This window comes from Clostridium neuense (assembly GCF_045310695.1).
Lineage (GTDB): Bacteria > Bacillota > Clostridia > Clostridiales > Clostridiaceae > Clostridium_S > Clostridium_S neuense.
In genome coordinates this window covers 33,266-57,565 of the sequence record NZ_JBJIAA010000019.1, presented here as the reverse complement: position 1 = coordinate 57,565, position 24,300 = coordinate 33,266, and the positions used below count along the sequence as shown (strand labels likewise).

General features: G+C 31.2%; 23 protein-coding genes and 1 pseudogene. 2 read left to right on the top strand and 22 right to left on the bottom strand.

The window, feature by feature from the left end; translation table 11 throughout:
* Nucleotides 1–30: 30 nt before the first annotated feature.
* The 4 genes from ACJDT4_RS19705 to ACJDT4_RS19690 form a co-directional block, all read right to left on the bottom strand.
* Entirely contained in the window at nucleotides 31–1,638 is a 1,608-nt protein-coding gene (locus ACJDT4_RS19705) for a response regulator (protein ID WP_406789311.1), read from the bottom strand.
* Nucleotides 1,628–3,373: a cache domain-containing sensor histidine kinase gene (locus ACJDT4_RS19700; RefSeq protein WP_406789310.1), complete on the bottom strand. Its 1,746-nt coding sequence runs from the start codon at nucleotides 3,371–3,373 to the stop codon at nucleotides 1,628–1,630. Before ACJDT4_RS19700 ends, ACJDT4_RS19705 begins: the two co-directional genes overlap by 11 nt.
* Nucleotides 3,374–3,597: 224 nt before the next feature.
* Complete coding sequence (locus tag ACJDT4_RS19695) at nucleotides 3,598–5,355, bottom strand: helicase-related protein (RefSeq protein WP_406789309.1); 1,758 nt, start codon at nucleotides 5,353–5,355, stop codon at nucleotides 3,598–3,600.
* Nucleotides 5,356–5,545: 190 nt separating this feature from the next.
* A complete protein-coding gene (locus ACJDT4_RS19690) occupies nucleotides 5,546–6,307 on the bottom strand; it encodes a polysaccharide deacetylase family protein (RefSeq protein WP_406789308.1) in 762 nt (253 codons plus the stop codon).
* Between the two features lie 239 nt (nucleotides 6,308–6,546).
* On the opposite strand from ACJDT4_RS19690, the gene ACJDT4_RS19685 reads away from it, so the two are divergent.
* Entirely contained in the window at nucleotides 6,547–7,581 is a 1,035-nt protein-coding gene (locus ACJDT4_RS19685) for an ATP-grasp domain-containing protein (RefSeq protein ID WP_406789307.1), read from the top strand.
* A gap of 251 nt (nucleotides 7,582–7,832) precedes the next feature.
* Here ACJDT4_RS19685 and ACJDT4_RS19680 read toward each other — a convergent pair whose 3' ends face one another.
* The 8 genes and pseudogenes from ACJDT4_RS19680 to ACJDT4_RS19645 form a co-directional block, all read right to left on the bottom strand.
* Nucleotides 7,833–8,633: a CPBP family intramembrane glutamic endopeptidase gene (locus ACJDT4_RS19680; RefSeq protein WP_406789306.1), complete on the bottom strand. Its 801-nt coding sequence runs from the start codon at nucleotides 8,631–8,633 to the stop codon at nucleotides 7,833–7,835.
* A gap of 5 nt (nucleotides 8,634–8,638) precedes the next feature.
* Nucleotides 8,639–8,767, bottom strand: a complete 129-nt coding sequence (locus ACJDT4_RS19675) for a hypothetical protein (protein WP_406789305.1) — start codon at nucleotides 8,765–8,767, stop codon at nucleotides 8,639–8,641.
* Between the two features lie 91 nt (nucleotides 8,768–8,858).
* Nucleotides 8,859–9,392, bottom strand: coding sequence for a GNAT family N-acetyltransferase (locus ACJDT4_RS19670; RefSeq protein WP_406789304.1), 534 nt, complete (start codon nucleotides 9,390–9,392; stop codon nucleotides 8,859–8,861).
* Nucleotides 9,393–9,629: 237 nt separating this feature from the next.
* Entirely contained in the window at nucleotides 9,630–10,520 is an 891-nt protein-coding gene (locus ACJDT4_RS19665; RefSeq protein ID WP_406789303.1) for a damage-control phosphatase ARMT1 family protein, read from the bottom strand.
* A 185-nt stretch (nucleotides 10,521–10,705) separates the two neighbouring features.
* The gene (locus ACJDT4_RS19660; RefSeq protein WP_406789359.1) at nucleotides 10,706–11,446 is read right to left on the bottom strand and encodes a GntR family transcriptional regulator; all 741 of its coding nucleotides are present in this window, start codon (nucleotides 11,444–11,446) and stop codon (nucleotides 10,706–10,708) included.
* Nucleotides 11,447–11,472: 26 nt separating this feature from the next.
* Nucleotides 11,473–11,604, bottom strand: coding sequence for a hypothetical protein (locus ACJDT4_RS19655; RefSeq protein WP_406789302.1), 132 nt, complete (start codon nucleotides 11,602–11,604; stop codon nucleotides 11,473–11,475).
* 299 nt (nucleotides 11,605–11,903) lie between these two features.
* Nucleotides 11,904–12,629: a GntR family transcriptional regulator gene (locus ACJDT4_RS19650; RefSeq protein ID WP_406789301.1), complete on the bottom strand. Its 726-nt coding sequence runs from the start codon at nucleotides 12,627–12,629 to the stop codon at nucleotides 11,904–11,906.
* Nucleotides 12,630–12,812: 183 nt separating this feature from the next.
* Nucleotides 12,813–12,941, bottom strand: a pseudogene (locus tag ACJDT4_RS19645) (hydrolase); the annotation flags it as partial.
* A gap of 220 nt (nucleotides 12,942–13,161) precedes the next feature.
* Here ACJDT4_RS19645 and ACJDT4_RS19640 point away from each other — a divergent pair.
* Nucleotides 13,162–13,740 carry a TetR/AcrR family transcriptional regulator gene (locus ACJDT4_RS19640; RefSeq protein WP_406789300.1) on the top strand — a complete coding sequence of 193 codons (579 nt, stop codon included), beginning with the start codon at nucleotides 13,162–13,164 and terminating at the stop codon, nucleotides 13,738–13,740.
* A 113-nt stretch (nucleotides 13,741–13,853) separates the two neighbouring features.
* Here ACJDT4_RS19640 and ACJDT4_RS19635 read toward each other — a convergent pair whose 3' ends face one another.
* The 10 genes from ACJDT4_RS19635 to ACJDT4_RS19590 all read right to left on the bottom strand — a co-directional run bounded on the left by ACJDT4_RS19635 (nucleotide 13,854) and on the right by ACJDT4_RS19590 (nucleotide 23,933).
* Nucleotides 13,854–14,576, bottom strand: coding sequence for a 6-phosphogluconolactonase (locus ACJDT4_RS19635; RefSeq protein WP_406789299.1), 723 nt, complete (start codon nucleotides 14,574–14,576; stop codon nucleotides 13,854–13,856).
* Between the two features lie 25 nt (nucleotides 14,577–14,601).
* The gene (locus tag ACJDT4_RS19630; RefSeq protein WP_406789298.1) at nucleotides 14,602–16,209 is read right to left on the bottom strand and encodes a PTS system mannose/fructose/sorbose family transporter subunit IID; all 1,608 of its coding nucleotides are present in this window, start codon (nucleotides 16,207–16,209) and stop codon (nucleotides 14,602–14,604) included.
* A 16-nt stretch (nucleotides 16,210–16,225) separates the two neighbouring features.
* A complete protein-coding gene (locus tag ACJDT4_RS19625; protein WP_406789297.1) occupies nucleotides 16,226–16,693 on the bottom strand; it encodes a PTS sugar transporter subunit IIB in 468 nt (155 codons plus the stop codon).
* Between the two features lie 20 nt (nucleotides 16,694–16,713).
* On the bottom strand, nucleotides 16,714–17,130 hold the full coding sequence (locus tag ACJDT4_RS19620) for a PTS sugar transporter subunit IIA (protein WP_406789296.1): 417 nt from the start codon (nucleotides 17,128–17,130) through the stop codon (nucleotides 16,714–16,716).
* 137 nt (nucleotides 17,131–17,267) lie between these two features.
* The gene (gene nagB, locus ACJDT4_RS19615) at nucleotides 17,268–17,993 is read right to left on the bottom strand and encodes a glucosamine-6-phosphate deaminase (protein ID WP_406789295.1); all 726 of its coding nucleotides are present in this window, start codon (nucleotides 17,991–17,993) and stop codon (nucleotides 17,268–17,270) included.
* A 592-nt stretch (nucleotides 17,994–18,585) separates the two neighbouring features.
* On the bottom strand, nucleotides 18,586–19,023 hold the full coding sequence (locus ACJDT4_RS19610) for a PTS sugar transporter subunit IIA domain-containing protein (protein ID WP_406789294.1): 438 nt from the start codon (nucleotides 19,021–19,023) through the stop codon (nucleotides 18,586–18,588).
* Nucleotide 19,024: 1 nt separating this feature from the next.
* Complete coding sequence (gene agaD / locus ACJDT4_RS19605) at nucleotides 19,025–19,825, bottom strand: PTS galactosamine transporter subunit IID (protein WP_406789293.1); 801 nt, start codon at nucleotides 19,823–19,825, stop codon at nucleotides 19,025–19,027.
* Entirely contained in the window at nucleotides 19,812–20,615 is an 804-nt protein-coding gene (gene agaC, locus ACJDT4_RS19600; RefSeq protein WP_406789292.1) for a PTS galactosamine transporter subunit IIC, read from the bottom strand. Before agaC ends, agaD begins: the two co-directional genes overlap by 14 nt.
* 15 nt (nucleotides 20,616–20,630) lie before the next feature.
* Nucleotides 20,631–21,101: a PTS galactosamine transporter subunit IIB gene (gene agaB / locus ACJDT4_RS19595; protein WP_406789291.1), complete on the bottom strand. Its 471-nt coding sequence runs from the start codon at nucleotides 21,099–21,101 to the stop codon at nucleotides 20,631–20,633.
* Between the two features lie 81 nt (nucleotides 21,102–21,182).
* Nucleotides 21,183–23,933, bottom strand: coding sequence for a sigma-54-dependent transcriptional regulator (locus tag ACJDT4_RS19590; protein WP_406789290.1), 2,751 nt, complete (start codon nucleotides 23,931–23,933; stop codon nucleotides 21,183–21,185).
* Nucleotides 23,934–24,300: the final 367 nt, after the last annotated feature.

Genomic DNA, 24,300 nt, shown 5'->3' with positions numbered 1-24,300 from the left:
TGAAAATTTTTACTTTTTCTTTAAATATTTTTACCTGTTTAATTTAGCCTTCCTATATTCGCTAACAGAAACTCCAGTATATCTTTTAAAGCAAGTACTAAAATAGCTAGAATCAGAGAAGCCAACTTTTTCACTTATCTCATATGCCTTGAAATCTGTATTACTAATGAGCATTATAGCTTTATCAATCCTAATCTTGCTCAAATATTCCATAAAATTTATATCCATTTCTTTTTTAAATATCCTGCTTAAATAACTTGGATTAACAAAGAACACCTTAGCTGCTTTAGCTAAAGATAACTGAGAATCTCCAAGATTTAATTTTATGTATTCGATTATGTCATCAATAAGTTTACTAGACTTTTTGCTTTTGTGATAATTTACTATCTCTAAAGCTTTAGAACTAATATCTGTTACATATTTTTTGATATCTTGAATCGTATCAAGCTCAAATATACTTTTATATATATTATACTTTTTCAGGTGAAACTCTTCCGCATCTCTATTAAACTCCTTTAGAACTTCAAAAATTATAGATATATAGCCAAAAGCATATTCCTTTATAGTATTTTTAGACATACCTATAAGCATATCTTTTTTTTCAAAGATATCATCTATAATACCCTGTACCTTTTCTTTTGAACCAGATAAGAAATATACTTTAAGCTTATCATCAATCTCAATAGATGTGTTCACGTGATTTTCTGTACATAAACTTATATTGCTATATTTTATTATGGAATCCTGACCCATAATTAATCTATAATTTATGGCCTCCAACGCTTCCTTATACGACTCCTTTATATTTTCTATACCAATTTTAGTACTACCAATTCCAATACAATAATACAGCTCAAATTTATCGAAAATATTGTCTTTTAAATCTTGAGCTGCTCTTTCAAGTACATTTTTCTCACTGTTATCTATAATAACTATTCTATAATCATCATCCAAAAAAATATTTATATCATCGTATTTCTTTAAACTATCCTTTAATTTGTCCAATATCTTAGTTTCATAAATTGTCTCCTTCTTTGAATAGTTATCATGATACTTTAATATTAACTCCATAGCTGCTACCTGAAATTTACTATGCTTAAACTTAAAATTTAAATAATCCATTTGCCTTTTTACTTCATCAATATTCATATCTAAATGAATAAGACTATTAAAAAGTCTTTCTCTTAAAAAGGGTAAGCTTTCAGCAAATTGTTTCTTAAGATTAATATACTCAGAGACAACTTCACGTTCATTTTCTATTTCTTTTTTTACCTTTAAGGCTGTCTTAAGTACTACCTCATCATTAATAGGTTTCAATAAGTAATCCTCAATTCCAGCTCTAATGCTCCTTTGTGCATACTTAAAATCATCATAACCTGAGATAACCACTACCTTGATTCTAGGATACTTTTTCTTTATAAAATCGGCACACTCAATGCCATCCATATTAGTCATACAAATATCCGTAAAAACAAGCTGCGGCCTATATCTATCAATTACCTCTATTGCCTCTTCCCCAGATGAAGCCTCTCCTACAATTTCCATGCCAATAGAATTCCAGTCTATACATCTTTTCAGCAATTTTCTTACTAGGTGCTCATCGTCAACAATTACAACTTTAACAATATTACTTTCCATCATTACCCTCCTCACCTATAGGAATACAAATTGTAACCTTTGTTCCTTTTCCAAGCTTACTTTCTACTTGAAAATTGCTTTTACTATTATAAAAAATATTTAACCTTTCCATAGTTCCATGCAGGCCTATCCCCCCAGCATTATGCTCTTGTATATTTATAAGTGTATCCGTGCTCATTCCAACACCATCATCTTCAACTACAAGTTCAATGCAATCTTTTTTAAGTAAAGTTCTTACAAATATGTTGCCTCCTCTTCTCGTAGGCTTTATTCCGTGATATATTGCATTTTCTATTAAAGGCTGCAGAACTAACCTTAATATTTTATATTCATTAGCTCTTTTATCTATATCCATATGAACGCTAAACATATTATCATATCTTATTTGTTGTATCGTAAGATAACTTTTAACTGTTTGTAATTCTTCCCGAATGTATATAACCTCTCTTCCATTACTAAGGCTTGTCCTATAAAAATTCCCTAATGCCTTTATAATTTCATACACCTCATTATTTCTTCCATCTAATGCCAAACAACTTATGGCATCAAAAGAATTGTAGAGGAAGTGAGGTTTTATTTGAGATTGCAGCACATCTAGTTCAGCCTTCCTTTTTATCTTTTGCTCCTTCACAATTTGTTCTATTAAATTCTCTATTCTGCAAATCATGGTGTTGTATACATCCTTTAGCTTTCCAATTTCATCATTTCCTGTACTTACACTTACCTTCTTAAATTCGCCATTTTCAACTCCTATCATAGATTTTATTAGCTTGTCTATAGGTTTCGTTATGCTGTAGGATATTAATATTAAACCTAATAGGCACATAATACCATTTAGTATAAGCATATTAAGTATAATTGTCTTATATATATTGGATTGATTTGAAAGCTCCTTAAAAGGCACTATACTAATTACTTTCCAGCTTAGGTTATTTTTCAAATAAGATATAATATAATCATTTCCTTTTACTTTCTTAATATAGTAATAGTGACTTCCTTGTACTTTATCTTCAATACAATATTCAGATAAATTATTATAATGAATAATATTATTGTTATTCTCATCCCTAAGCAAAATATTAGTGCTTCCTTGCCTTGTAATATTATTAAAAGAATTTACAATTGCTTCTTCTGGTATATTTACTATCATTGTTCCTATAGGCTTCTGAGTATCTAAATCATTTATAACTCTCATAATTGATACATAATTTTCGTCAGGTTCATTAAACAGACCCCCAGCGTTAAGTTTTATTATAGCTCCTCCCTTTGCCTTAAAAATTTCATCATACCACTTAGTTTGTTTTATATCTTCAAGATTGAAAGACTTATATGATTTTTTATCCACAAAGTATCTATTTCCGTAGTTATCAAATATATAAACAGAAGATATAAACATATTTGATTGTATAAATTCTGTAAGGTATCTGTTGGTAGCAATTTGGCTATCATAATTAAAACCATTGTATCCACTGCGCAAAACATTTTGAAGTCCTTGATTGGACAGTATAATCTTTGATTCATTATTAACTGTATACATAAGCACGTCCAAACTGGAATCTATTGTTTGCAAGGTCTGAAGAGCCATTTCACTTACCTTACGTGTCATTATCCTCTTATTTATCTCATAATATATAAAGGTGCTGAAGGATATTGATAATACAGATAATATAAGATAACATACTACTATTTTTGTACCTATTTTAAAGTTTTTAAATTTCTTAATTAATTTTTTCATATTAATACTCTCCAATACACAAGACTCTATTCTGTTTTAATATGGCAATATCCTTTAAAAGCTTTATTTACCTAAAAAAGTAAAGCTTTTCATCGATGTAATCCATTATATCACAATTTTTTAATTAAATTCAATACACTATAAAAAAGCACTAATCACCGAAGATTAGTGCTTTCTAAAGATAAACCATCTTGAAACTAGAGACTTTAATCCAACTGTCACCATTATATCCTAACTAATATCTCATTTATAGCTTCACTTACCTCTTTTCTTTTGCTGTAAACCCATTCTGCATCAAATTCTAAATTAAATATCTTAGAAAATGAATAATACATATTTATTTTTTGGTAGTATATTTCTAAATTATCTAGATTACCTTCAAAACACTGAGGTTTAAATAGAACATCATGCTTACTTATAAATAACTCATCTACATAACCCAAAAATGTATTCATAAGTTCTTCTCTTGATACATCAAATGGAACCTTGAGCAAATCCCACTGTATTTCTTCTTTTAGTCTATACTTCTTTATCTTATCTAAAATTATTATGTATTCACTAATGTCCATTTTAGTATAGTAGTTCAGCTTTTCTTCCCTAGTACTCCACAAGGCTAATTTTTCGCTTAAAGGCAATCCCTTAATTTTAAGTATGGCATCAGATGGTCCAATAACTGCTTTTTCTATATCACTATCTAAAACTTCTAGCCTATCTCTAATAAAATCTTGAGTGTCTCCAACACTTGCCACATATCCTACATCGTAAATTCCAATTCGACCTGCACGTCCAGCTATCTGCTTTACTTCCTGTGAAGTTAATTCTCGTATTTCTTCTCCGTCAAATTTTTTTATAGTGACAAAAATAATCCTCCTGATAGGCAAATTAACTCCCATACCTATTGCATCGGTAGTTACTAAAACCTTTGTTTCCTTATTTATAAATTGCTCATACTGCATTTTTCTAACCTCAGGTGGTAAATCTCCATATATTACACTAACTTTGATACCTTTAGTAGAATAATTCTGGGCTATTTCAAGTACTCTCTTTTTAGAAAATACTACAACAGCATCACCAGCTTTAACATCCTTATAGTTAAAGCTTTTATTCTCAACTTCCAGTGGAATAGCTCTTTTGTATTCCTTAATTTCATAGTCATCTCTACAGTCTTTCAAGATTGTCTCCAAAATTCCTCTAGCATTAGCTGCTCCACATATATGAATCTCACTGCACTTTAAGCCAAGAAGGGCTCTGCTCCATGCCATTCCCCTTCTTTCATCTTTAATCATTTGAATTTCATCTATAACGGCTATGTCATAATATTCGCTTAAATTAACCTTTTCTATTGTACAAGAAATATGTGTTGAGTCCGGTTTTAATATCTCTTCTTCTCCAGTTAATAAGTCACAAACTACGCCCTCATTATTTAGTTTTTCAAAATTCTCTAAAGCTAATATTCTAAGTGGCGACAAATATACTCCCTTTTTTGCTGTTTTAAGACGTTCTACAGCATTGTAGGTTTTTCCTGTATTAGTATCACCTAAATGAATATAAATTTTTCTGTGCATTTTTCTGGTTTCAGTATATTCATCCTTAGGATTTTCCGGGAACTTTTCTTCAAACTCTTTGGCGATTAACCTTGGTATATGATGTTTAGTGAGTACCGTCATAAAACCTGAATTTAAAAAAGCATTATAATTTCCTTTTATAACCTCTCCAAAATCAAAATCCGTACCATTTTTCTTATTATAATAATCAAGCATTCTCCTAGAAGTTTCCTCTAGAAGTTCTTCATAACTGTCATATATATCTTTAAAATCTCTAAAGCCTTCCCTTTCCATCTCCTTTAACTTTCTCAATTTCTTTCTTATTGCTGACTCTTGTTCTACAAGTGCTCCTGGTTTTGAATGATATACTATTTCTTCAATTTGATTAAATTGACTTTTTATCTTTTTAAATTCCCTTTGTGCTCCATTTTTTTTCATTTATCTTCCTCCATATGACCCCATTTAAATATACAAATAATTCCAATACTAGGCTGTACTTTAAATGAATTTAAAAATAAACACTCATTTAAGGCAAAGCCTAATATAATTATAAATATTATTTCAATATAAAACTATATCTAAATAAGCTGTATGGTAGTAAGGCTAAGATGTGATCGAAATCAGCTTATTAATTATTCATAATTTTGAGACCTGTTAATTCTTTCTTTTCCCACTCAGTTAAATCATCAAAGGTTCTAAATACAAAGCCTTGGCTTTTCAAATATTTTATTATGCCTGGAAGTGAATCCACCGTAAAATATTTATAATAGGTGTCATGCATAAGTACTACTGCAAACTTTTTATCTTTGCACTGAGTTCTAATATTATTTTTAATCTTTTCAACTGGTACTACGTGACTATCTGCATCACCAGAGCAAACATTCCAATCAACATAATTTATTTTACCCTCAGATAGCTTACCCTTTATAGCGGTCAAAACGGATTTACTCAAAAAATCATTAGTAGAGCCTCCGGGAAGTCTAACATATGGAATAGGATCTTTTCCAGTTATGTTTTTTATAGAGCTTTTACATTTTTCATAGTCCTCTTCATATGAGGATAGATTCCTATATATCTTTTTATAATCATGTGAGTAGCAATGTGTTCCTATAGACATACCACTGTCACTTAGTTCTTTTAATACAGCAGGATTTTCCTCTGCTTTTATCCCAACAACGAAAAAAGTAGCCTTTATATTATTGTCCTTTAATATTTTTAATATTTTTCGTGTATTATTGGGCGAAGGACCATCATCAAAGGTTAGAAAAACTTCCTTATTCGGATTATTATATCTGTTTTTGTTTAAATCATATCCATACACAGAATTGCCTAAGAAAAAAGTCACTAAAATAACAATTATAAAATTAATAAATACACAATTTCGTCTCATCTCATTACCTTCTTTTGTAAAATAATATCAAGCTATTTTCACTCTCTATAGCATATTATTAGCTTAATAACGCAAAACTATTATGGATATTTATTGAACTTTAAAAAAATAAGCTGTTGTAAAAAATTACAACATGATATAGATAGACAATTGGCAATTGGTAATTTGAACCTTTTAGCTTGTCTATCTTTATATAGATGATATAATATACTTTAAGCAGATAAAATGGAGGAACTTCTATGAATATTAAAGTATTATGGACAATATCTGACAACATGGGTACTGCAGCAGATTTGAAAATGCTTAAAGATATTAAGCACATGAAGGTAGATGTGATTACAGCAGATAGAGAAGATAAGGTTTCTCTAGGCTTTGCTTTGACTGGTAAAAAATATATAGTACCCAGCGGAGCTTCTGCCGATTATATAGAAAGTATAAAAAATATATGTAAAAAAGAGGGTATAACTACTTTAATACCTCAATACGGAGATGAATTAGTTCCATTATCCCGCAATATACCACTGTTTGACGGCCTAGGCGTAAAGATAATTACAACATCGGATACTGAAAAACTTAGTATTGCTAATAATAAAATAGCCTTATATGACTACTTTACTGAAAGCAATTTTATTCCTCAATATAGACGTGCATGTACATTAAATGAAATAGAAAAAGCTATATTTGAATTAGGCTATCCTAACAAAGCAGTCTGTTTAAAACCTGCAGCATCAGAAGGTAGTAAGGGCTTTCACATAATAACCAATGAAAAAATAGATATATTAAATGAAAGACCAGGAACCGCCAAAATACGATGGGAAGTATTAAAAAGCCAATTGGAGCAATATAGTAAGCTTCCAGATATTCTTATTATGGAATACTTACCCGGCACTGAATACAGCGTGGATTGTGTGTGCAAAAATGGTGAAACAATTGTATGCATTCCTCGCCAGAGGGTTGAAACCTCTATGGGTATAGCTATTGAATCTATCATAGAAAAAAATGACGAACTCATAGCTATATCAAAAAAAATAGTTAAGGCTTTAAACCTTTCCTACAACATAAATATACAATTTAAATATTCAAGGGAAGGACTGCCTAAATTAATAGAAATAAATCCTAGAGTATCTGGTTCTCTTGTAACCAATTTAGGTGCTGGCATAAACATGCTTGAAGTAGCTTTAAACTTGGCCTATGGACTACCTCTCCCAGACCTAAATATAAAATGGGGTGCCAAAATGCTTAGATATTGGGATCAGATATTCATGGAAAAATAATTTGCGGGGCTGTCACATTAAATATATTCAGTCATGGTTTTAAATTTTACGAACTAACTTAATCATTGTACAGTTCACAATTCACAGTAAAGGAATAAAAAGATTATAAATATATAGTTTTAGATTTTTTGAAGCGATAGCGGATAAAAATCATCCTTCACTGTCCTCTGTCAATTGTACTCTATACTCTAAGCAAAATCTTACACTTACGGGATAAGTTTGGTGTTAGTCATTTCAAACATTCAAGTTGTCTATCTATATTGCCGTCCTTCACACATTAATTTTAAACTTATAATTATAGCCATAATACATGAATAGACTACACACAGCAAGTATGGAATATTACTCCCGTGATTGTATTCAGGAGTTATTAAAAGAACATTGGCAAACATATTTTCTGTAAAATGCCACAAGGACACTGGAATAATATTTCCCTTTGATTTTTTAGTAATCCAGTAGTAGCCAAAGCTGTCTGCAATACAACCAAGCCAAAATAATATGAGTGGTGCTGACATAGTTCCCAGCCAAAAGAAATGATAATGCCACAATGCCCAAATGGTTCCCAGAAGTATAGGTGCTAATAAATATCCAAGTGGCTTGTCCAATCTCTCTTGTAAAAATCCTCTCCAACCAATTTCCTCTGCAATTAGGGACCATGCTATTATTAGAAGCTTTTTTACAGTAATTCCTTTCATAAACGTAGTATTACTGGCAAAAACACACCACGTTAATTTTGCGGCAACAAGCAGCACTATTGGTATCATTACTCCAAGCAAAACATAATTTACTTTTATATTTTTAATATAACATTTCTTCAAAAATTTCCGTATACCAATTTTTACATTAAAGATTGAGGTTACAATTATTGCTGAAAGTGTTGGTGCTGCTGCCTCAATACCAAACAATATAAAATTTATAATCCCAGACTTAAATACCCCTTTCTCCAAAAGAACACATATTAGCGGAAGTCCGAATGCAAAGATTAAAAATAAAACAATGCTATTCTTAGTATTTTTATTTCTCACGTTAACCTCTTTTCCTCCTAATTCCATATATTTTAAACTTCAAACTCTAGACCACCAAGACTTGTATATGAATTAGGAAAAGTTTCTCTTGCATTTAATTCCGCTTCAGTTCTATCTTTAAAATCAGAATACATTAATATTAGCTTTTGTACAGTATCCATAGTTAGCTCAGAATCAAAAACTTTAAAATTACCGCATATTACATCTACAGGAAAGCCCCATCATTCTATCTCTAGCATTTTTTCAATAATTTTATCTGACAAGCTGTTTTTCATATAATTTGAACCAATCAAGCCCATGTTCTCCATAGCCCAAATCAACTGTATCAACATACTTAAAGCCGCACTTTTCATATAGCTTAATTGCAGGCATATTTTTTTCATAAACATCCAGTCTAAGAGCTTTAGCATTATTCATAATAGCATGCTTAGTTGCAAAATCCATTAACGCTTTACCTACTCCGCACTTTAAAAAGTTTGGATGAACTGCAAAGGTATATATAACAAAAACATCCGAATAATCAGATTCAAAGCTCCATTTAACCTTGTAATATGCCTCTTCAGGTTTGTGCCTTAATATAATAGAACCAGCTATTCTTCCATTACACCTTGCCACATAAAGAGCATTTTCTTTAATACCATTGGCTGCATCTTCTCTAATAGGATATATACCTTTTATCCATCCAGGATAATTTATTCCTTCTGCTAAATAATCATTTAAGTCATTATAAAGCTGTTCCAATTCATCTATATCATTCACTGTTCCTACTTCAACAATTAAATCCATTTTTTTAATTCCATCCTATATATTTAAATTTGAAAATACATCATAAATTTTATTTGCTTAATAAAGCTTATTTGAGAACTATTTTAAAAATAAACAACATAGAACATTAAAATTATCATTTGTAAATTTATAGTTGTAAACCATAATTTGTCAAATACTACAGTTAAGGGTTTTACCTGCAGTAAAAAGCTATGGATAAACGTGGTATTCACAATTTAAATCTTTCACGTTGTCTATCTATATAAATTTGTTATGTGCGGCTTTTTTCTGAGCACAGACTATTGACATAGTATTTACACCTAAAAGACCTGCAACAGCTTCACATTTTGCCATAAACAAATGAAACACATTGTTTCTATCTATTTCACTTAGGCTTTCATAATTCCCCTGCCCTTTTGCTATTACTACATCTGCCTCATAAAATTTTTCTTTAAATTCACTGCTTACTCTACCCATAACAGTTCCCAAGGAGCCATCCCCATTTTCAATCACCTCAGCTACCTCATGCATGTCCACCATTTTTGCATCTTCAAGTGTAATATCATTAACTATGACTTTCCCTCTTACTGCAAAATATACTTTAATACCTGGAAATTGATTTTTTATGTACTTTATAAATAACTTATCCAAACATATTTCTCCACAATTATCGCCCAAATACATAAGTATTTTAGCATTCTTTAAACTTTCATATAAGCTTCTGCTATCATCAACAACGAGCTTTGTTTTTTCAATATTCCTTAATTTTTCTTTAAGTACATTTACATCAAAGCTATGCTTAGCTTCGAAATCAATTAGATTTCCCGTTATGGCAAGCTTAAGTGCTGTATTAAATTTGTCATTTGAATTGTAAATCATTTCTTCGATTTCCTTCATCATTTTTAGAACTTCTCTGTTATAATATTTCTTTATCTCATCATAAGGATTATCATCTTTTATATGTCTAATTATAATTTGCCATATTTCTCCTGCAATCTCTGGATTGCATTTATTATAGTCAACATCGCTTAAATAATTAAGAGCTTCTTTCATTAATTCTTCTTTTCCATGCCTATCAAGCTCTGACAATTTCATAAGCTTATTTACTTGGTTAATATTACAGTTAATACAATTGAAATTTAACTTCATAATTATAATGCCTCCTAATATGATTGTTCATTAATTGCACATGTTTGGTTACTTTATACATAGCAAGATCAATAGCCTCATTATACCATTGGTGCCCATAATTACAATTACTAATGATAGAATTTAATAAAGCAGGAGAATCGCTACTACCTCTAGCTTCTCCTGCTTTATTCTTTTTGAAACATTCAATCTCTATAAAAATGAACATTAAAGTTACATTTATCTCCTCGTGTATAATTACGTGTAAATTCAATAACCCGATCCTTCTCATCATAACTTGTACATTCAAAGAGCATAACCGATAAATTAGAATCTATTCCAAGCATACGTGCATCTCTCTGATCAAGTTGAGTTAAATCGAGGGTCTGGAAAGCTCTTTCTATTTTAATACCATAAAAATCATATACTTCATAAACAGAGAAAACTCCAAGATCAATACCTTCAAGTTTAGGAACTATGTATTTGGGTATAAAAATTTCCTCTAGTGAAACAGGGACATCATCTGCTAGGCATATACGCTTTATGTAGTAAATTTCATCTTCTGGTTTAATTCCAAAAATTAATGAATACTTATCTCCTGCTTTCCTCAAGATTTTGGTAAGCACCTTAGTGCAAGGTTTAGTATTTTTTTCCCTCATAGTTTGAGTAAATCCACCTAAAATCTCTAAATCCCTCTCAACTTTGTTACCTACAACATATACGCCTTTCCCTTGCACCCTCTTTAAAATACCCTCATTTACAAGAGCGTCAATTCCATTTCGCACGGTCATTCTGTTTATACCATAAGTTTCAGCCAAATCATTTTCTGATGGGATCGCCATACCAGGCATATATTCGCCATCCTCAATTTTGTTGCGAATTACCTCTCGAAGCTGCAAATAAATAGGGGACTGATAATTGATTTCTTCTTTACTCAAACAAGGCACCTCCATACTAAATTTTTAAGCAAGCATTACCAAGCACCACTGTACTTAAGTGTATTAGTCGCACTTTCTGAAACCATATGCATGCACTCTTTTAATCCTTTTTCTACAAAGGTTACAATCACAAGCCTATAAACCTTCTTCTGCATTTTTTCATGCATTCACTGATAAATTCCTCATCGCCTTCATCGCAGGAAAAGAAAACATATTCCACATCATAATCTTTAAGTATTCTATCTTAATTAATGTAGTGTTTCCGCGTAAAACTTTTATATGTGAGGTATCACTGACTTTTCCATCAGAACCTCTAACATTATTTTAACATATTTATAGTCTCCCACAACACCAGTATAAGAAGCTTCTCCGCCAAGTTTACTGGGTTAACACCTGTAAATGTCTGATTAAGGCTTTCATATACATCCTGCAATTATCTCCAACCACAGCAAGTTTCATATTTTCCCTACTTCTGTTTTAATACGCTAGCAAATCTTACCTTATCTGACCTTACAATGGATTTAAAATACTCCACAGGTTCTTCCTTCTCATCATAAACAATACCTGTAAGATAAAAAACTGCTTGACCAGGCTTGATGTTTAAAAGCTCTGCCTCATACTCAGTAGCGTAGGCAATTCCAACCCGCTCTTCTCCCTTCATTATTTGTATTCCGTATTCCTTCTCAAAAACCTCATATAAAGACTCTCTAGAAAAATCATGAAGCTTGAGCTTTTGAAAATGCTTAGCATCTATAAATGAATTTTCAATGGTTACGGGCTCCTCACCTATATAACGGAGACGGGTCAGTACATATACATTATGTCCCAAAGGTACATGCAGCTTTTTAGTAGTTTGTTTATTGCTCTCTATCATATCAAGCGACAATATCCTGTCCGCATAAGACTTTCCATTATCACTTACTTCTTTAGAAAAAGATCTCAAGCCCTGAAGGTTTCTTACTAATTTGGGCTCAGCAACATAAGTCCCTGAGCCTTTCTTTTGATATACCTTTCCTTCTACCACTAATCTTTGTATAGCAGAACGAAGAGTTGACCTATTAAATCCCCACATTTCACATAGGTCCCTTTCAGAGGGAAGCCTATCATGTGGTGCTAATTTATTTTCAATTATATAATACTCAATTTTTTCAATAGCCTCATCCCGAGAACGGTTTCCATTCTTTTCACCCATTGAATTTCCTCCTATCAGTTCTTTTGTAGGCATTTTTTTATTCAAGTATTATAATATCACACCTATAAAAATTGGCAATATAAATATTAATACTTCATAATTCCACCGTAGCAACGTCTTCCATAAAGATTGTGATTCTTACTTGTTGCTAAATAATCATTTAAGTTTCAGGGTGGTTTGCTTTCATTTCAGTAATGAAATTATTTCTTCACCTTTTCTAATCTTACCTATTCTAGGGAAAATATACTTACAAACATAATCATGCTCTTCCTTTGTTGAAGCTGTCATTGCATCTTCAATAAAAATTTGATTCATATAGCATTCATTATAAGCAATGCACTGGTAATAAAAAATGCATATCTAATTCCAAAATAAGCAGCTATTTGTCTCCCTAATATAGCACCTCCAAACGTGCTTAAATATATTGCAATATGCTTTATAATACAATAATAAACTATAAATTATAGTTTGATAAATACTTCTTATAATGTTAAACTATCCTTAAAGCACGGTTACAAGGAGTGATACTCGAATGCAAAAAAGAAATTTAACTAAAGAAAAAATTATACAAGTTACTTTTTCATTAGCTGATGAAATAGGCCTTGATCAAGTTACCTTCCAAAAAATCGCAGAGAAACTTGGCATAAAGTACCCATCTTTGTATAATCATTTCAACAATATGGATGATCTTAAAATCAAAATGACAATATACTTTTTGACTAAATTAAATTTAGAAATAATGCAAAGATTAATTGGTAAAAGTGGTGAAGCTGCCATAAGAGAATTCGCTTTTACCTATAGAGATTTTGCTTTTGAAAATAAAACTGCTTACGAGTTATTCTTAAATATAAAAAGTACCAAAAATGAGGAAGTGTATCTTTTAGCAAAACAAACTACTGATATTATTAATAAAATTCTAAATTTCTATGTCAAAGATACAACCGAATTAATTCATAAAAATCGTGCATTAAGGAGCCTTTTACATGGTTTTGTTTCTTTAAGCTCCTTTGGATATTTTCAAGGCAAAGCAAATTTAGAAGATAGCTTTAAAATAATGATTGATGATTTTATTTTATTAATCTCAAAAAGCGGCAATATAAAAAAGAAATAACCTGCACCATTAATAAAGATAATTTACTGTATTACCTTTATTAATGGTGCAGATTATTTTTTACTTTTTTCATACATAAATATAAATACTTTAAGTTCTTAGACTCTTTACCCCTACTTACATCTACTCTCAAACACACATAAGGTATTAGGATGAAGCCATAAAATTGAAGCTGGTAAACTGCAGCGTACTTTTTTCTCTAAAAATCCATTAAACGCTTCAGTTTTTTCGTCTCCTGCTACTATAAATAAGATTTTTTCTGAAGCCATAATTTGAGAAACTCCAATTGTAATACCGTAATTTATCGAAACATTAGTAGCCTTTAACATATCGTGAGTTTTGGTTTTACTGTCTATCTTTACTACATGTGAAAAAGGCTCAAGATATTCTCTTGGTTCATTCAAGCCTAAGTGTCCGTTTTTTCCTAAACCAAGTATACATAAATCAATAGGACCATACTCCTTTAAAAACTCATCAATTTTCTTACATTCACTTTGTCCATCTTCTGCACCACTGTTAAAGCCTATATAATTTTCAGCCGAAATGCTTAAAGGCTCTAGAAAATTTTTTCTCACATAAAATTCACTAGTGCAAGGATCTTCTGCCTCTACTCCAAACCAATCATCAAGCTTTAGTATCCTTAATTTTGAAATATCAATATTTTCTTTAATAACCCTTTCTATAAAAAGCTTATAAGCAAGAGTTGGTGAACCTCCTGATGCTAGACAAAATAGTGCATTAGGCTTTTCCTTTACACATTTCACCATAGCTTCTGCACTTATTTCACTAAGCTTTTCATAGTTCTCTGCTTCAACTAATTCAATTCCTTTTTTCAAATTACTTCCCCCCCAATATTAATTTTTATAGCCCTAGTATTCCAAAGCTATAACCTGCTATACCAAGCACCATAAGTACAAGCATACAAATCAAAGGCGATACTTTTTTCTTTAAAGCTAAGCACACTATAAAAGTTACAACTAAAGGCGCAAGATTTGGCATTATAGCATCCATCTGTTGTTGAGCTGTAACATTTACAAGCTTTCCATCCTTTATATAACTGTACATTGTGACTACAATATTAACTTTAGTAAGCTTAGCTACAAGTCCACCTATAATAGTGTAAGCCAATACTGTCATTATATTTTTAAGTCTTGGCATAAAATTTTTTATATTTGCTATGATATTCACACCTTTTTCATAAGAAAAAAGCAAAACGTTATATCTCATAAGCAGCCTAATTGCATTTATTGACAGAAAAAACATTATAACTCCTGACACATCGCCTCTTATTGCTATTCCAGCACCAACTGCTGCTAAAATTGGCCTTATAGTTCCCCAAAATATCGGATCACCGATACCAGCAAGTGGACCCATCATAGCAATTTTAACCTGTGCAATATCTCTTTCATCTAGCTTTTCTCCTCTAGCTCTTGCTTCTTCCATTGCAATATTAACGCCTAATATAATAGAAACAAAAAATGGATGTGAATTGTAATACTCCATACTTGCCATTACAGCTGGCTTAAGATCTTCTTCTTTTTTGTATAATTTTTTTAATATAGGCATAATACAAAAGCAATAACATAAGTTTTGAAGTCGTTCATAATTCCAGGATACTTGAAAGATTTGAGTTCTTAAAAATACCCTCATTAAATCCCTTTTAGATATCTTAATATTACTTTTACTGCTTTGAACTTCAGTTTCTACCTTTTTAACTCTTCTTTTATCTTCTTTCAAAATTAAAGAGGTTATGTGATAATACACTACAGCAAAGCTCATTCCAATCAAGGTTAAAGCAAATATAGTTACATCTGAAAAAGTTATTATTATGAAACCAATAAAAAAGAATGGAAGTAGTTCTTTGACACTTAAAAGGTTTAAAATCATAGCATATCCAACAATGACCAAAAATCCTGATGATATCTGTAAGCCTGAAGTAATTTGTTTTGGAATTGAATTTAAAAGTTCCTGTACTAAAGATGCATTTGCAAAATATCCTATGATTAACGCTGGAATTGATACCCTTAAAGCGCTTGGAATTGCTGCTAAAAGATGTGCTGTTGTCACTCTTGAGAACTTTCCCTTTTCTACTCCTATTTCTGCAAAATGCATTAGAGCAATGTCAATTGTTCCCTTCTCGATTATCTGCAAAAATTGACCTGCTACAGCTAAAGGAATTGCTATGCTTATTGCCACCCCTGCATTTTGTCTTCCAAGTATTTCAAGTATAGCAACGGTTATTCCTGCAAGAGCCGGATCTGGAGGCACTGCAGCACCTATTGTCATCCAACCTAGTGCAATAAATTCCATAGATGCACCAGCCATAACTCCTGTCTTTAAATCACCAAGGGCAAGACCTGTTAAAGTACCTGCAATTAATGGTCTATGAGTTTGAAACTCTTCACATGAAGAATCTATGCCGGAAATAGAGGAAAATATAAATAAAAGAATCGCTTGAAAGGTAGACATGGCATCCTCTCCTATACTAAATGTACTTCAACAAATTTGTACTTGTATCTGTAGGTAATATTCTTATTTCTAGCAAAATATCCTTCTCTGTTATTTTCTTTAAGGCATTAATCTCTATTTCATCTGCATAAACCGAAGTACTTAAACGCTTTCTTCCCTTTTTAAAGGACATTCCTCCTATGTTTACACTCTCTAATACTCCGCCTTTATTCACAAATTCAAGTAATTCAAAGGGATTTCCAAAAATCATCATTAAGTCTTCGTATTCAATCTCTTCGGCGTAAATTTCAAGAGCGCTGTCAACATCACAAAATAACACCTTTATGTTTTCAGGGGTAGACATTTCAATAACAGTTCTCCTCATTTCATTATTTGCAGCTTCTTTATCAACTACCATTATTTCACTTATATTTTCAATGGTACACCAATTATTTATAATAAGTCCGTGCACTAATCTGTCATCTAATCTTACTATCTTCAGCAAAGATATCCTCTCCCTATTGTTTAAATTTTACCTTTAGCTTCATTTAAGGATTTAAACTTTTTACTTACGTTTATAATACCATTTTTACCGCTCATTATAGCTATTTCTGAAACTTCCTCTAAACTTTTATTTCTATGCGGTAAAATGTGCAAAAGCATAGGCATATTTAAACCTGTAATAACATTTATATTGGGATTGCTTAGCTGCATCGAGGTTGCATTATAAGGTGTACCTCCTAATAAGTCTACAATAATAAGTATTTTTTTTAAATTCAAAGCCCTAACCGCATCATTTATTTTAATTTGCAGGCTTTCCAAACTTTCATCTTGTCCAAGACAAATTGCTTGAAGCTTTTCCTGCTTTCCATAGACCATTTCAACTGATTGTATCAGTGATTTTGCATATGGACCATGAGATATTGCAATTATTCCAATCATATTTAATACACTCCTATTTGTCGAGTTTAAATCTAAGTCAACTAATTAAATCACAAGAAACCACTATAATTATATTAAATCTACTATGGATAATTGTAAATCCTTTTAATCTTCCATGCGCTTAATCACTTACAATCCTAAAGTTTACTTGCTGCTGCCTTATCAATAATAAATGTAACATCTTTATGAAGCTGAAGTATTGAAGCTGGCACCTTAGGGTCTACCTTACCCTTAATAGTTTTTTCCACAGCTTCAGCTTTTCCCTCTCCACTTGCTATAAGCAAAATTTTCTTTGAATCCATAATAGTTTTTATTCCCATGCTTATTGCTTTTTTAGGTACACTTTCTTTATCTTTAAAAAACCTAGAGTTTGCTTCTATTGTTCTTTCATCAAGAGTAACGAGATGAGTTCTAGTTTCAAAGTTTACATTCGGCTCATTAAAACCAATATGTCCATTAGCACCAATGCCTAAAATTTGAATGTCTACTCCGCCCTCTTTTTCAATTTCACTTTCATACCTTAAACATTCTTCTTCTATATTTTTTGCATTTCCATTAGGAATATTCACATTTTCCAATGGTACATTAATATATTTAAATAAGTTATTCATCATAAAATAATGATAACTTTGCTCATTCTGTTTTTCTATTCCATAATATTCGTCCAAATTAAAAGTTTTAACACTTCCAAAATCTATTTCTTTTTTATTGTACAAATCAATTAGTTCCTTATAGGTTCCTAGAGGAGTGCTGCCAGTTGCGAGCCCTAAAACACTCTTTGGATTTAAAGTAACTTGACTTGATATAATTCTTGCAGCCTTACTGCTCATTTCATCATAATCCTTAACTATAATTATTCTCATTAAAGTACACCTCCTAGTATATTAATTATGAAGTAATATCATTTTGGAATATTAAATAAAATTAATAAATCTAAGCATCAAATTGTCAAAATCTTAAGAGCTTTCAATAACTCGCTAAAAAAATGCTCAAACAAATTGAAAGCTCTAAAGCTTTTAACAATTTGCCACTAAGATTTATAAAATTTTATTTAAACTATTCCTTCAATGCTATTACTTCACCAGACACAAAATCAAGGAAAATTTTTCTCCGTTTCCCTACGAAAAATTAGCTGTAAATACGGTTAATCAATATAAACGAATAGCAATATATGGTACAGAAATTTAATTAAGCAAAAAGATTTATGCCTAAAATTCCGTAGGTACGGAGGAATTTTTTCCTTGCACCTATGGTGGGAGCCAAGTAACAATGCTGAAGGAACGGTTTAAAAAAATTCTAATAAATCTTGGCTCAAAAATCATAAAATACTTAGAGTTTTAAATCTGTCTGAGCCATAAGCGAGTTATTAAAAACTCTTAGGATTTTATGATTTTTGAGGCTTAGATTTATAGAATCTTTTTAATGTGACGAAGCATTGTTACTTCGCACTTTTTATTAAATGCCTTCACTAGCTTCTTCATTAATAGAATTATTATCAGTAAACTTCTTAACAAATCTTCCTGTAGAATTTTTGCTAGAATTTATTACAAAATCAGCAAGTGTACCTATATCCATAGTATCTTTTTGAAATATAGCCTCTATAATCGATCCTACATTGCAGCCTGCTATTACCTCTATATTTTCATTTTCTAAAGAAAGTTCAGCTGCACATTTAAATGGGGTTCCTCCTAAAATATCACATATAAATAAAGCTTTATCTTGCTTATGCTCATTTAATTTTTCCCTCATTTTATCCTTTAACGTAGCATCATTATCATCTTCTGTAAAATCTATATACTCTATTTCTTCATTTCCGCCAGCTAAAAATTCTATTGAAGTTTTTATCAAACTGGCATACTTACCATGACCTGTTACAAATAAAATGTTTTTCATGTTATAGCACCCCTAAAGCTGATAATAAAATTGCACATACAAATGTAAATAAAATAAGTATTGTTGGATTTATATTCTTTTTCTTTAAAAAGAAATACATTAAAAGTGTATATCCCATTGGAAGAAGATTAGGGAATATCTTATCAAGAAAATCCTTCTGTATTGAAATTGAATGTCCAGAACTTACTGCAACCTTATATAAAACATCTATATGAACATATGAAGCTATTAATGCTCCTATAACTGTTACTCCAAGTATTGTAGCTGATTTAGATATAAGCTTGGAGTTTTTCTGTATGGTATCGATGGCTTTAACTCCTAAATTATAGCCAAGGCGTGTCCACAAAATACGTGATGCAAAAATGCATACATATGCTGCAAAGAAAATTATTGGTCCAAGTACATTGCCCTGACTTGCAAAGGATGCTGAAATACCTGCTACTATAGGAAGCACTGTGAACCAGAATATAGCATCACCAATACCTGCAAGCGGTCCAAATAGAGCTACTCTTAAACCTTTTATAAGGCTTCTTTCTTCATTGTTTTCTTCTAGAGATATTATAAGTCCCATTAAGAAACCAACTGTAGTAGGTGTAGTATTTATAAATTCTAAGTTATCCTTCATTGCTTGAGATAACTTTTCCTTGTCATTCCCATATATTTTTTTCAAAAATGGAAGCAGTGCATAAGTCCAACCGCCGGCCTGCATTCTTTCATAGTTAAAGCTTGCCTGAAGCAAAACGGTTCTTAATCCCAGTTTGGTAATATCTTGTTTTGTTAATTTTTTATTAGATTCCTTCACTGTAATCGTCACCAACTTTCATATTATTCTTTAATTGTTCATCTCTATCTCTAGCGCTTTTATCATTAAAGAATTGATATAATGCAAGAGCTGCTCCTATAAGTGCTACTGGAAGCAAGTTTGAAAAATTCAAGAAAGATGCTGTTACAAAACCAACTATTAAATATGGAATAAACTCTACCTTTAGCATAACCTTTAATAAAAGACCAAATCCAACTGCTGGTAATATATTTCCTGCTATCTCAAAGCCATGTGATAACCATTGTGGCATACTAGCTACTAAAGCCTTCATAGGTCCCTGTGCAACATATGCGCATAAGAAAACCAATACTCCATAAGTTATTCCAACTATTAAAGTAGTTAAAATATTAAGTCTTGCAAAAGCCTTTGTGTCTGCATCTTCAGCATACTTTTGTGCTTTTACCATGAATACTGAAAAAGCTGAGTAATAAAATAATATGATATACTGCATAAGAAAACTAAATGGAAGTGCAAGTCCAATTGCTGCCTTAACATCTAACTTAGCTGTATATGCTATAACTGTAGTCATTACACCTGCTAAAATAGGGTTTGGAGGCTGAGTTCCTCCTACTGGTGTCAAACCCGCAAAGGCTAGTTCTGTTAATGCTCCTGCAATAAGTCCTGTATGAAGATCTCCTAAAATAAGTCCTGATAATGTACAAACTATTATTGGTCTGAATATATATAAGCCCTCAAGCCAAAAGTCGAATCCACATATGATAGCCATAATAGATAATAAAATACCTTGGATCAGTGTAACACTATGCATTGCTCTTCCCCCTTTTTATTCGATATCGTGCTTTATATCTCCAGGTGTATCTTGTATATATACCTCTACGCCCTTTGATTTTATATACTTCAAGTTTTCTAAATCCTTATCGTCAACATACACCTTTTTAGTGATTGCTCTTTTTCCTTCTGAAAAATGCATATTTCCTACGTTAACCTTTTCAATTGGAACGCCGCCATCCACAAGTTTTTTAACTGTTTCTGGAGTTTTACAAACTATAAATATTTTTTGCGATGGTGCTGCTTTTCCTATTACCTTTATAGTTTTTTCTATTGTAAAAAACCTAATGCCTACTCCAGAACTTTCTGCTGTCATTGTCATTAACTGCTGCTGAACTGGTTGATTTGCAGCCTCATCATCAACTACTACAAGTAAATTAGCTCCAAGTGAAGATGTCCATGTAACTCCAACCTGTCCATGTACTAATCTGTTGTCAATACGTACTAATAAGATATTTGGTTTCATAATTTATCCCCCTTTATTTTTTATATAAACAATAAAAGCAAAAACCATGCCAAATAGTGTACACTACTATTTGGCATGGTCTTAAAGCTTGAAGTCACTCACTTTATTTTTTATACTGTCATATATGAAACCTATTTCTGATATTGGTATCTCAACTTTATAGAACTGTTCTATTACACTAAAGGCTTTTTTCACTAATTCTATAAAGTGTATATGATACTTTAGAAATTCCTCTGATTTATTATAATTCATAATTGGATCTTTTATAACTAATCTCTCAAGCATGCAGGATATGTGTATGTATAAACTTATCTTGAGATCATTGGGCAGCTTAAAGCCAATCCCTATTTCAAGATTATAAAGGGCATTTTCCACTTGATCTATTATCTTAGAAGGATTTAATATGGTTAAATAGTTAATTACATTTTCAAGAGTGAACAGTTTTACTACCTCTCTGTTGATTTTATCTATGACTTCAATATCTACAACATCTCTTAGGGCATTCTTGAGCAAGGATTCTCCCTTTTTCATAATAAAGTCTTCTACAGATATATATGGAACATCTTCTATGCTAGGATCGCTTGTTCCAATTATAAGTCTTACATCATATTGTTTAAATATATTGCCCTCTTTACCATTTCCTTCAAGTCCTTCATAATCGTAGGCAATAACCTCAACTTCATCATTTGTAAAACACTTATCCATTAAATCTTTAATTTTTTTAGCCGCTCCTATACCCGTAAGACACGTAGTTATTATAGCATTTTTTCTATTTTTACTTAAAGGTATATAATTATACTTTGAAACATTTCCCTTAACTGCTTCCTTAGCAATTTGCTCAACAGATTCTGAATTTAATATTCTACTTCCAACATCTAAAGCAAGATACGTAGATATGTTGTTTATTATAGCAAGGTCTCCATAAAACTCCTTGGTTATTCCCTTATATATGCTTTCTAAAGAACCCATATCAACTAAAATTATTAAGCCATTTGAAATATTTGTTTCTCGTATATATGAATTAAGCTTAGTTACAATTTCAGGTGTAGACAATTCCAGTGGCATGTCAATAGCCTCAAAAATGTACTCACCAAGCATTCTATTTGCAACACTTGCAATGCTGCTTGCTGTTGAATATCCATGAGCAATTAGAACTGCACTTGTTCTATCGCTTCTTTTCTTTTGATTAAAGGATTTAATGTATATAAGCATATACAAATTTAGTATTTTATTTAAAGCTATGTCCAAATTAGTTTCAATGGTTTCAATTATTTTTGTTACAATCTTATACTCTTTGGGATACTTTTCACTCATATAGTCTATCAATTCATTTATATCTTCTTCATTTTCATTATAATATTCCATAAAATATATCACTATATAAGTTATTATTTCTGAACTATTAGCAAAATACTTTATTCCATATTCAGATTCTATGTATACTAGAATGTTTTCAGTGATTTTTTTTATAGAACCAAACATAACAGCATTTCTTCTTTTATCAATTTCATTGAATATTATTTCATCAACTAATTTATTGAAGTTCTCCAGACACTTTCTAAAAAATTCTTCTTGAGTTATGTCATTTTCTTTAAATTCCTCTGCAAATTTAAAAATCTCCGAAGTTAAATCTGATATACTGCTTGAGCTTTTATTAAAATAATGTGTGTCCTCTATACCGGATGAAGATATAAACATATCCGCAAAATTAACATTGCTTAAAATCCCATCAAAGTTTTCCATAAAATCAATAGGTAAGTTGTTTATTTTTATTTTAAGAACCTTTATAGTCTTGTAGCTGGAACCTTCAAGGGCACTGGCACAGCTTAATTTTATTACATTTATCAGCCCTCCTATGTTCCCACCACTCTTGCTTTTTAAAAGAATATTTATAACTTTATTGCTTACAAGTATGTCCTTTTTTATAGTTATAGCTTCTTTTTTATATATGCTTTGGATGATTTCAAGCTTTTCACTCAGCGGTCTTTCTTGAAAGCTTGGAATTTTAACTATTAGAGGTATTCTCCTTAAAAAGGTTTCAAGAAAATTGTCTTTTGGATTTTCCGTAGTTGCAAAAATCATTCTCACCTTTGCACTTCTCCATCTTTCTGCTTCTCCAAGTCTTCTAAAAACACCTTTGTCTAAAAATAGAAACAATTTTTCTTGTCCTTCTGGCGGTAATCTATGTATTTCGTCCAAAAATAGTACTCCTCCATCCGCCTCTTCAATAAGTCCTGGTCTATCTCTTTCAGCTCCAGTATAAGCTCCTTTAACTGAACCAAACAAAGTTGCAGAAAGAAGCTCTGGATTATTTGCATATTCTGCACAATTGAATATGACAAATCTTTCTGGACTCTCTATGGAGTTTGAAGCCTTTGCAAATTCATATATAATTTGTGCAAGAAAGCTTTTTCCAACTCCAGAGCTGCCAATGAGAAGTATAGGAAGTCCCATAGGAGGATATAAAACTGCTGACTTGCATTGATCCACTACATATTTTAAACTTCCATTATAGCCTATTAATTTTTTAAACACTTCAGAAACATTTCCTTCTTTAGCATCACCTTTTTTGCTTTCTAAGCAATTAGTTACTAGCTTTAATTCTCCCTTTCTTTTCTTGTATACCTCCATATCAATAAAATAAACAGGTCTAGTGTTGATTTTTATTGCCTTTTCCTCTTTATTTAATACATTCAATAAATGGCTTACAATATTTCTTTGGAGGCCTAAACTATCTGAGATGTCCTTTGCTGTAACTCCACATTCCTTTTCACCATCAATTTTAAGAGAAAGTTCTCTCAAGCTTTTCATAATATTTTCTTTATTAGTCATTCCTCTTCAACCTTCCAGTTATTTTTTCATATGTAACTCATTTGTACCAATATATTTATGAAAACGTGCTTCATTTTTTTAATTTATCATTTATACAATAATAGCATTACTAATATTTTTATTCAACAATATAAATGCACTTAACTTTCTTACTACATTTAAAAAAGAATAAAGCAGAAGAATATACATATATCGATGCTTAAAGGGATTGAAAATTCAGTAAGTTGAAAAATTGAAATTGGCGAAAATGGACTTGAAGGTGCCTACAGGGAGTTATTTGAAGAAACAAATATCTCTAAATATGAAGTATCAGTATCTGGCGACGAGAATGAACTATTGGGGTCAGACTTAAACCATAACTTTTTTT

Excerpts from the sequence above, each read along its gene's own strand:
- ACJDT4_RS19705 (WP_406789311.1), bottom strand. The coding sequence starts at position 1,638 with ATGGAAAGTAATATTGTTAAAGTTGTAATTGTTGACGATGAGCACCTA.
- ACJDT4_RS19700 (WP_406789310.1), bottom strand. The coding sequence starts at position 3,373 with ATGAAAAAATTAATTAAGAAATTTAAAAACTTTAAAATAGGTACAAAA.
- ACJDT4_RS19695 (WP_406789309.1), bottom strand. The coding sequence starts at position 5,355 with ATGAAAAAAAATGGAGCACAAAGGGAATTTAAAAAGATAAAAAGTCAA.
- ACJDT4_RS19690 (WP_406789308.1), bottom strand. The coding sequence starts at position 6,307 with ATGAGACGAAATTGTGTATTTATTAATTTTATAATTGTTATTTTAGTG.
- ACJDT4_RS19685 (WP_406789307.1), top strand. The coding sequence starts at position 6,547 with ATGAATATTAAAGTATTATGGACAATATCTGACAACATGGGTACTGCA.
- ACJDT4_RS19680 (WP_406789306.1), bottom strand. The coding sequence starts at position 8,633 with ATGGAATTAGGAGGAAAAGAGGTTAACGTGAGAAATAAAAATACTAAG.
- ACJDT4_RS19675 (WP_406789305.1), bottom strand. The coding sequence starts at position 8,767 with ATGGATACTGTACAAAAGCTAATATTAATGTATTCTGATTTTAAAGAT.
- ACJDT4_RS19670 (WP_406789304.1), bottom strand. The coding sequence starts at position 9,392 with ATGGATTTAATTGTTGAAGTAGGAACAGTGAATGATATAGATGAATTG.
- ACJDT4_RS19665 (WP_406789303.1), bottom strand. The coding sequence starts at position 10,520 with ATGAAGTTAAATTTCAATTGTATTAACTGTAATATTAACCAAGTAAAT.
- ACJDT4_RS19655 (WP_406789302.1), bottom strand. The coding sequence starts at position 11,604 with ATGCATGAAAAAATGCAGAAGAAGGTTTATAGGCTTGTGATTGTAACC.
- ACJDT4_RS19650 (WP_406789301.1), bottom strand. The coding sequence starts at position 12,629 with ATGGGTGAAAAGAATGGAAACCGTTCTCGGGATGAGGCTATTGAAAAA.
- ACJDT4_RS19640 (WP_406789300.1), top strand. The coding sequence starts at position 13,162 with ATGCAAAAAAGAAATTTAACTAAAGAAAAAATTATACAAGTTACTTTT.
- ACJDT4_RS19630 (WP_406789298.1), bottom strand. The coding sequence starts at position 16,209 with ATGTCTACCTTTCAAGCGATTCTTTTATTTATATTTTCCTCTATTTCC.
- ACJDT4_RS19620 (WP_406789296.1), bottom strand. The coding sequence starts at position 17,130 with ATGATTGGAATAATTGCAATATCTCATGGTCCATATGCAAAATCACTG.
- nagB (WP_406789295.1), bottom strand. The coding sequence starts at position 17,993 with ATGAGAATAATTATAGTTAAGGATTATGATGAAATGAGCAGTAAGGCT.
- ACJDT4_RS19610 (WP_406789294.1), bottom strand. The coding sequence starts at position 19,023 with ATGAAAAACATTTTATTTGTAACAGGTCATGGTAAGTATGCCAGTTTG.
- agaC (WP_406789292.1), bottom strand. The coding sequence starts at position 20,615 with ATGCATAGTGTTACACTGATCCAAGGTATTTTATTATCTATTATGGCT.
- agaB (WP_406789291.1), bottom strand. The coding sequence starts at position 21,101 with ATGAAACCAAATATCTTATTAGTACGTATTGACAACAGATTAGTACAT.
- ACJDT4_RS19590 (WP_406789290.1), bottom strand. The coding sequence starts at position 23,933 with ATGACTAATAAAGAAAATATTATGAAAAGCTTGAGAGAACTTTCTCTT.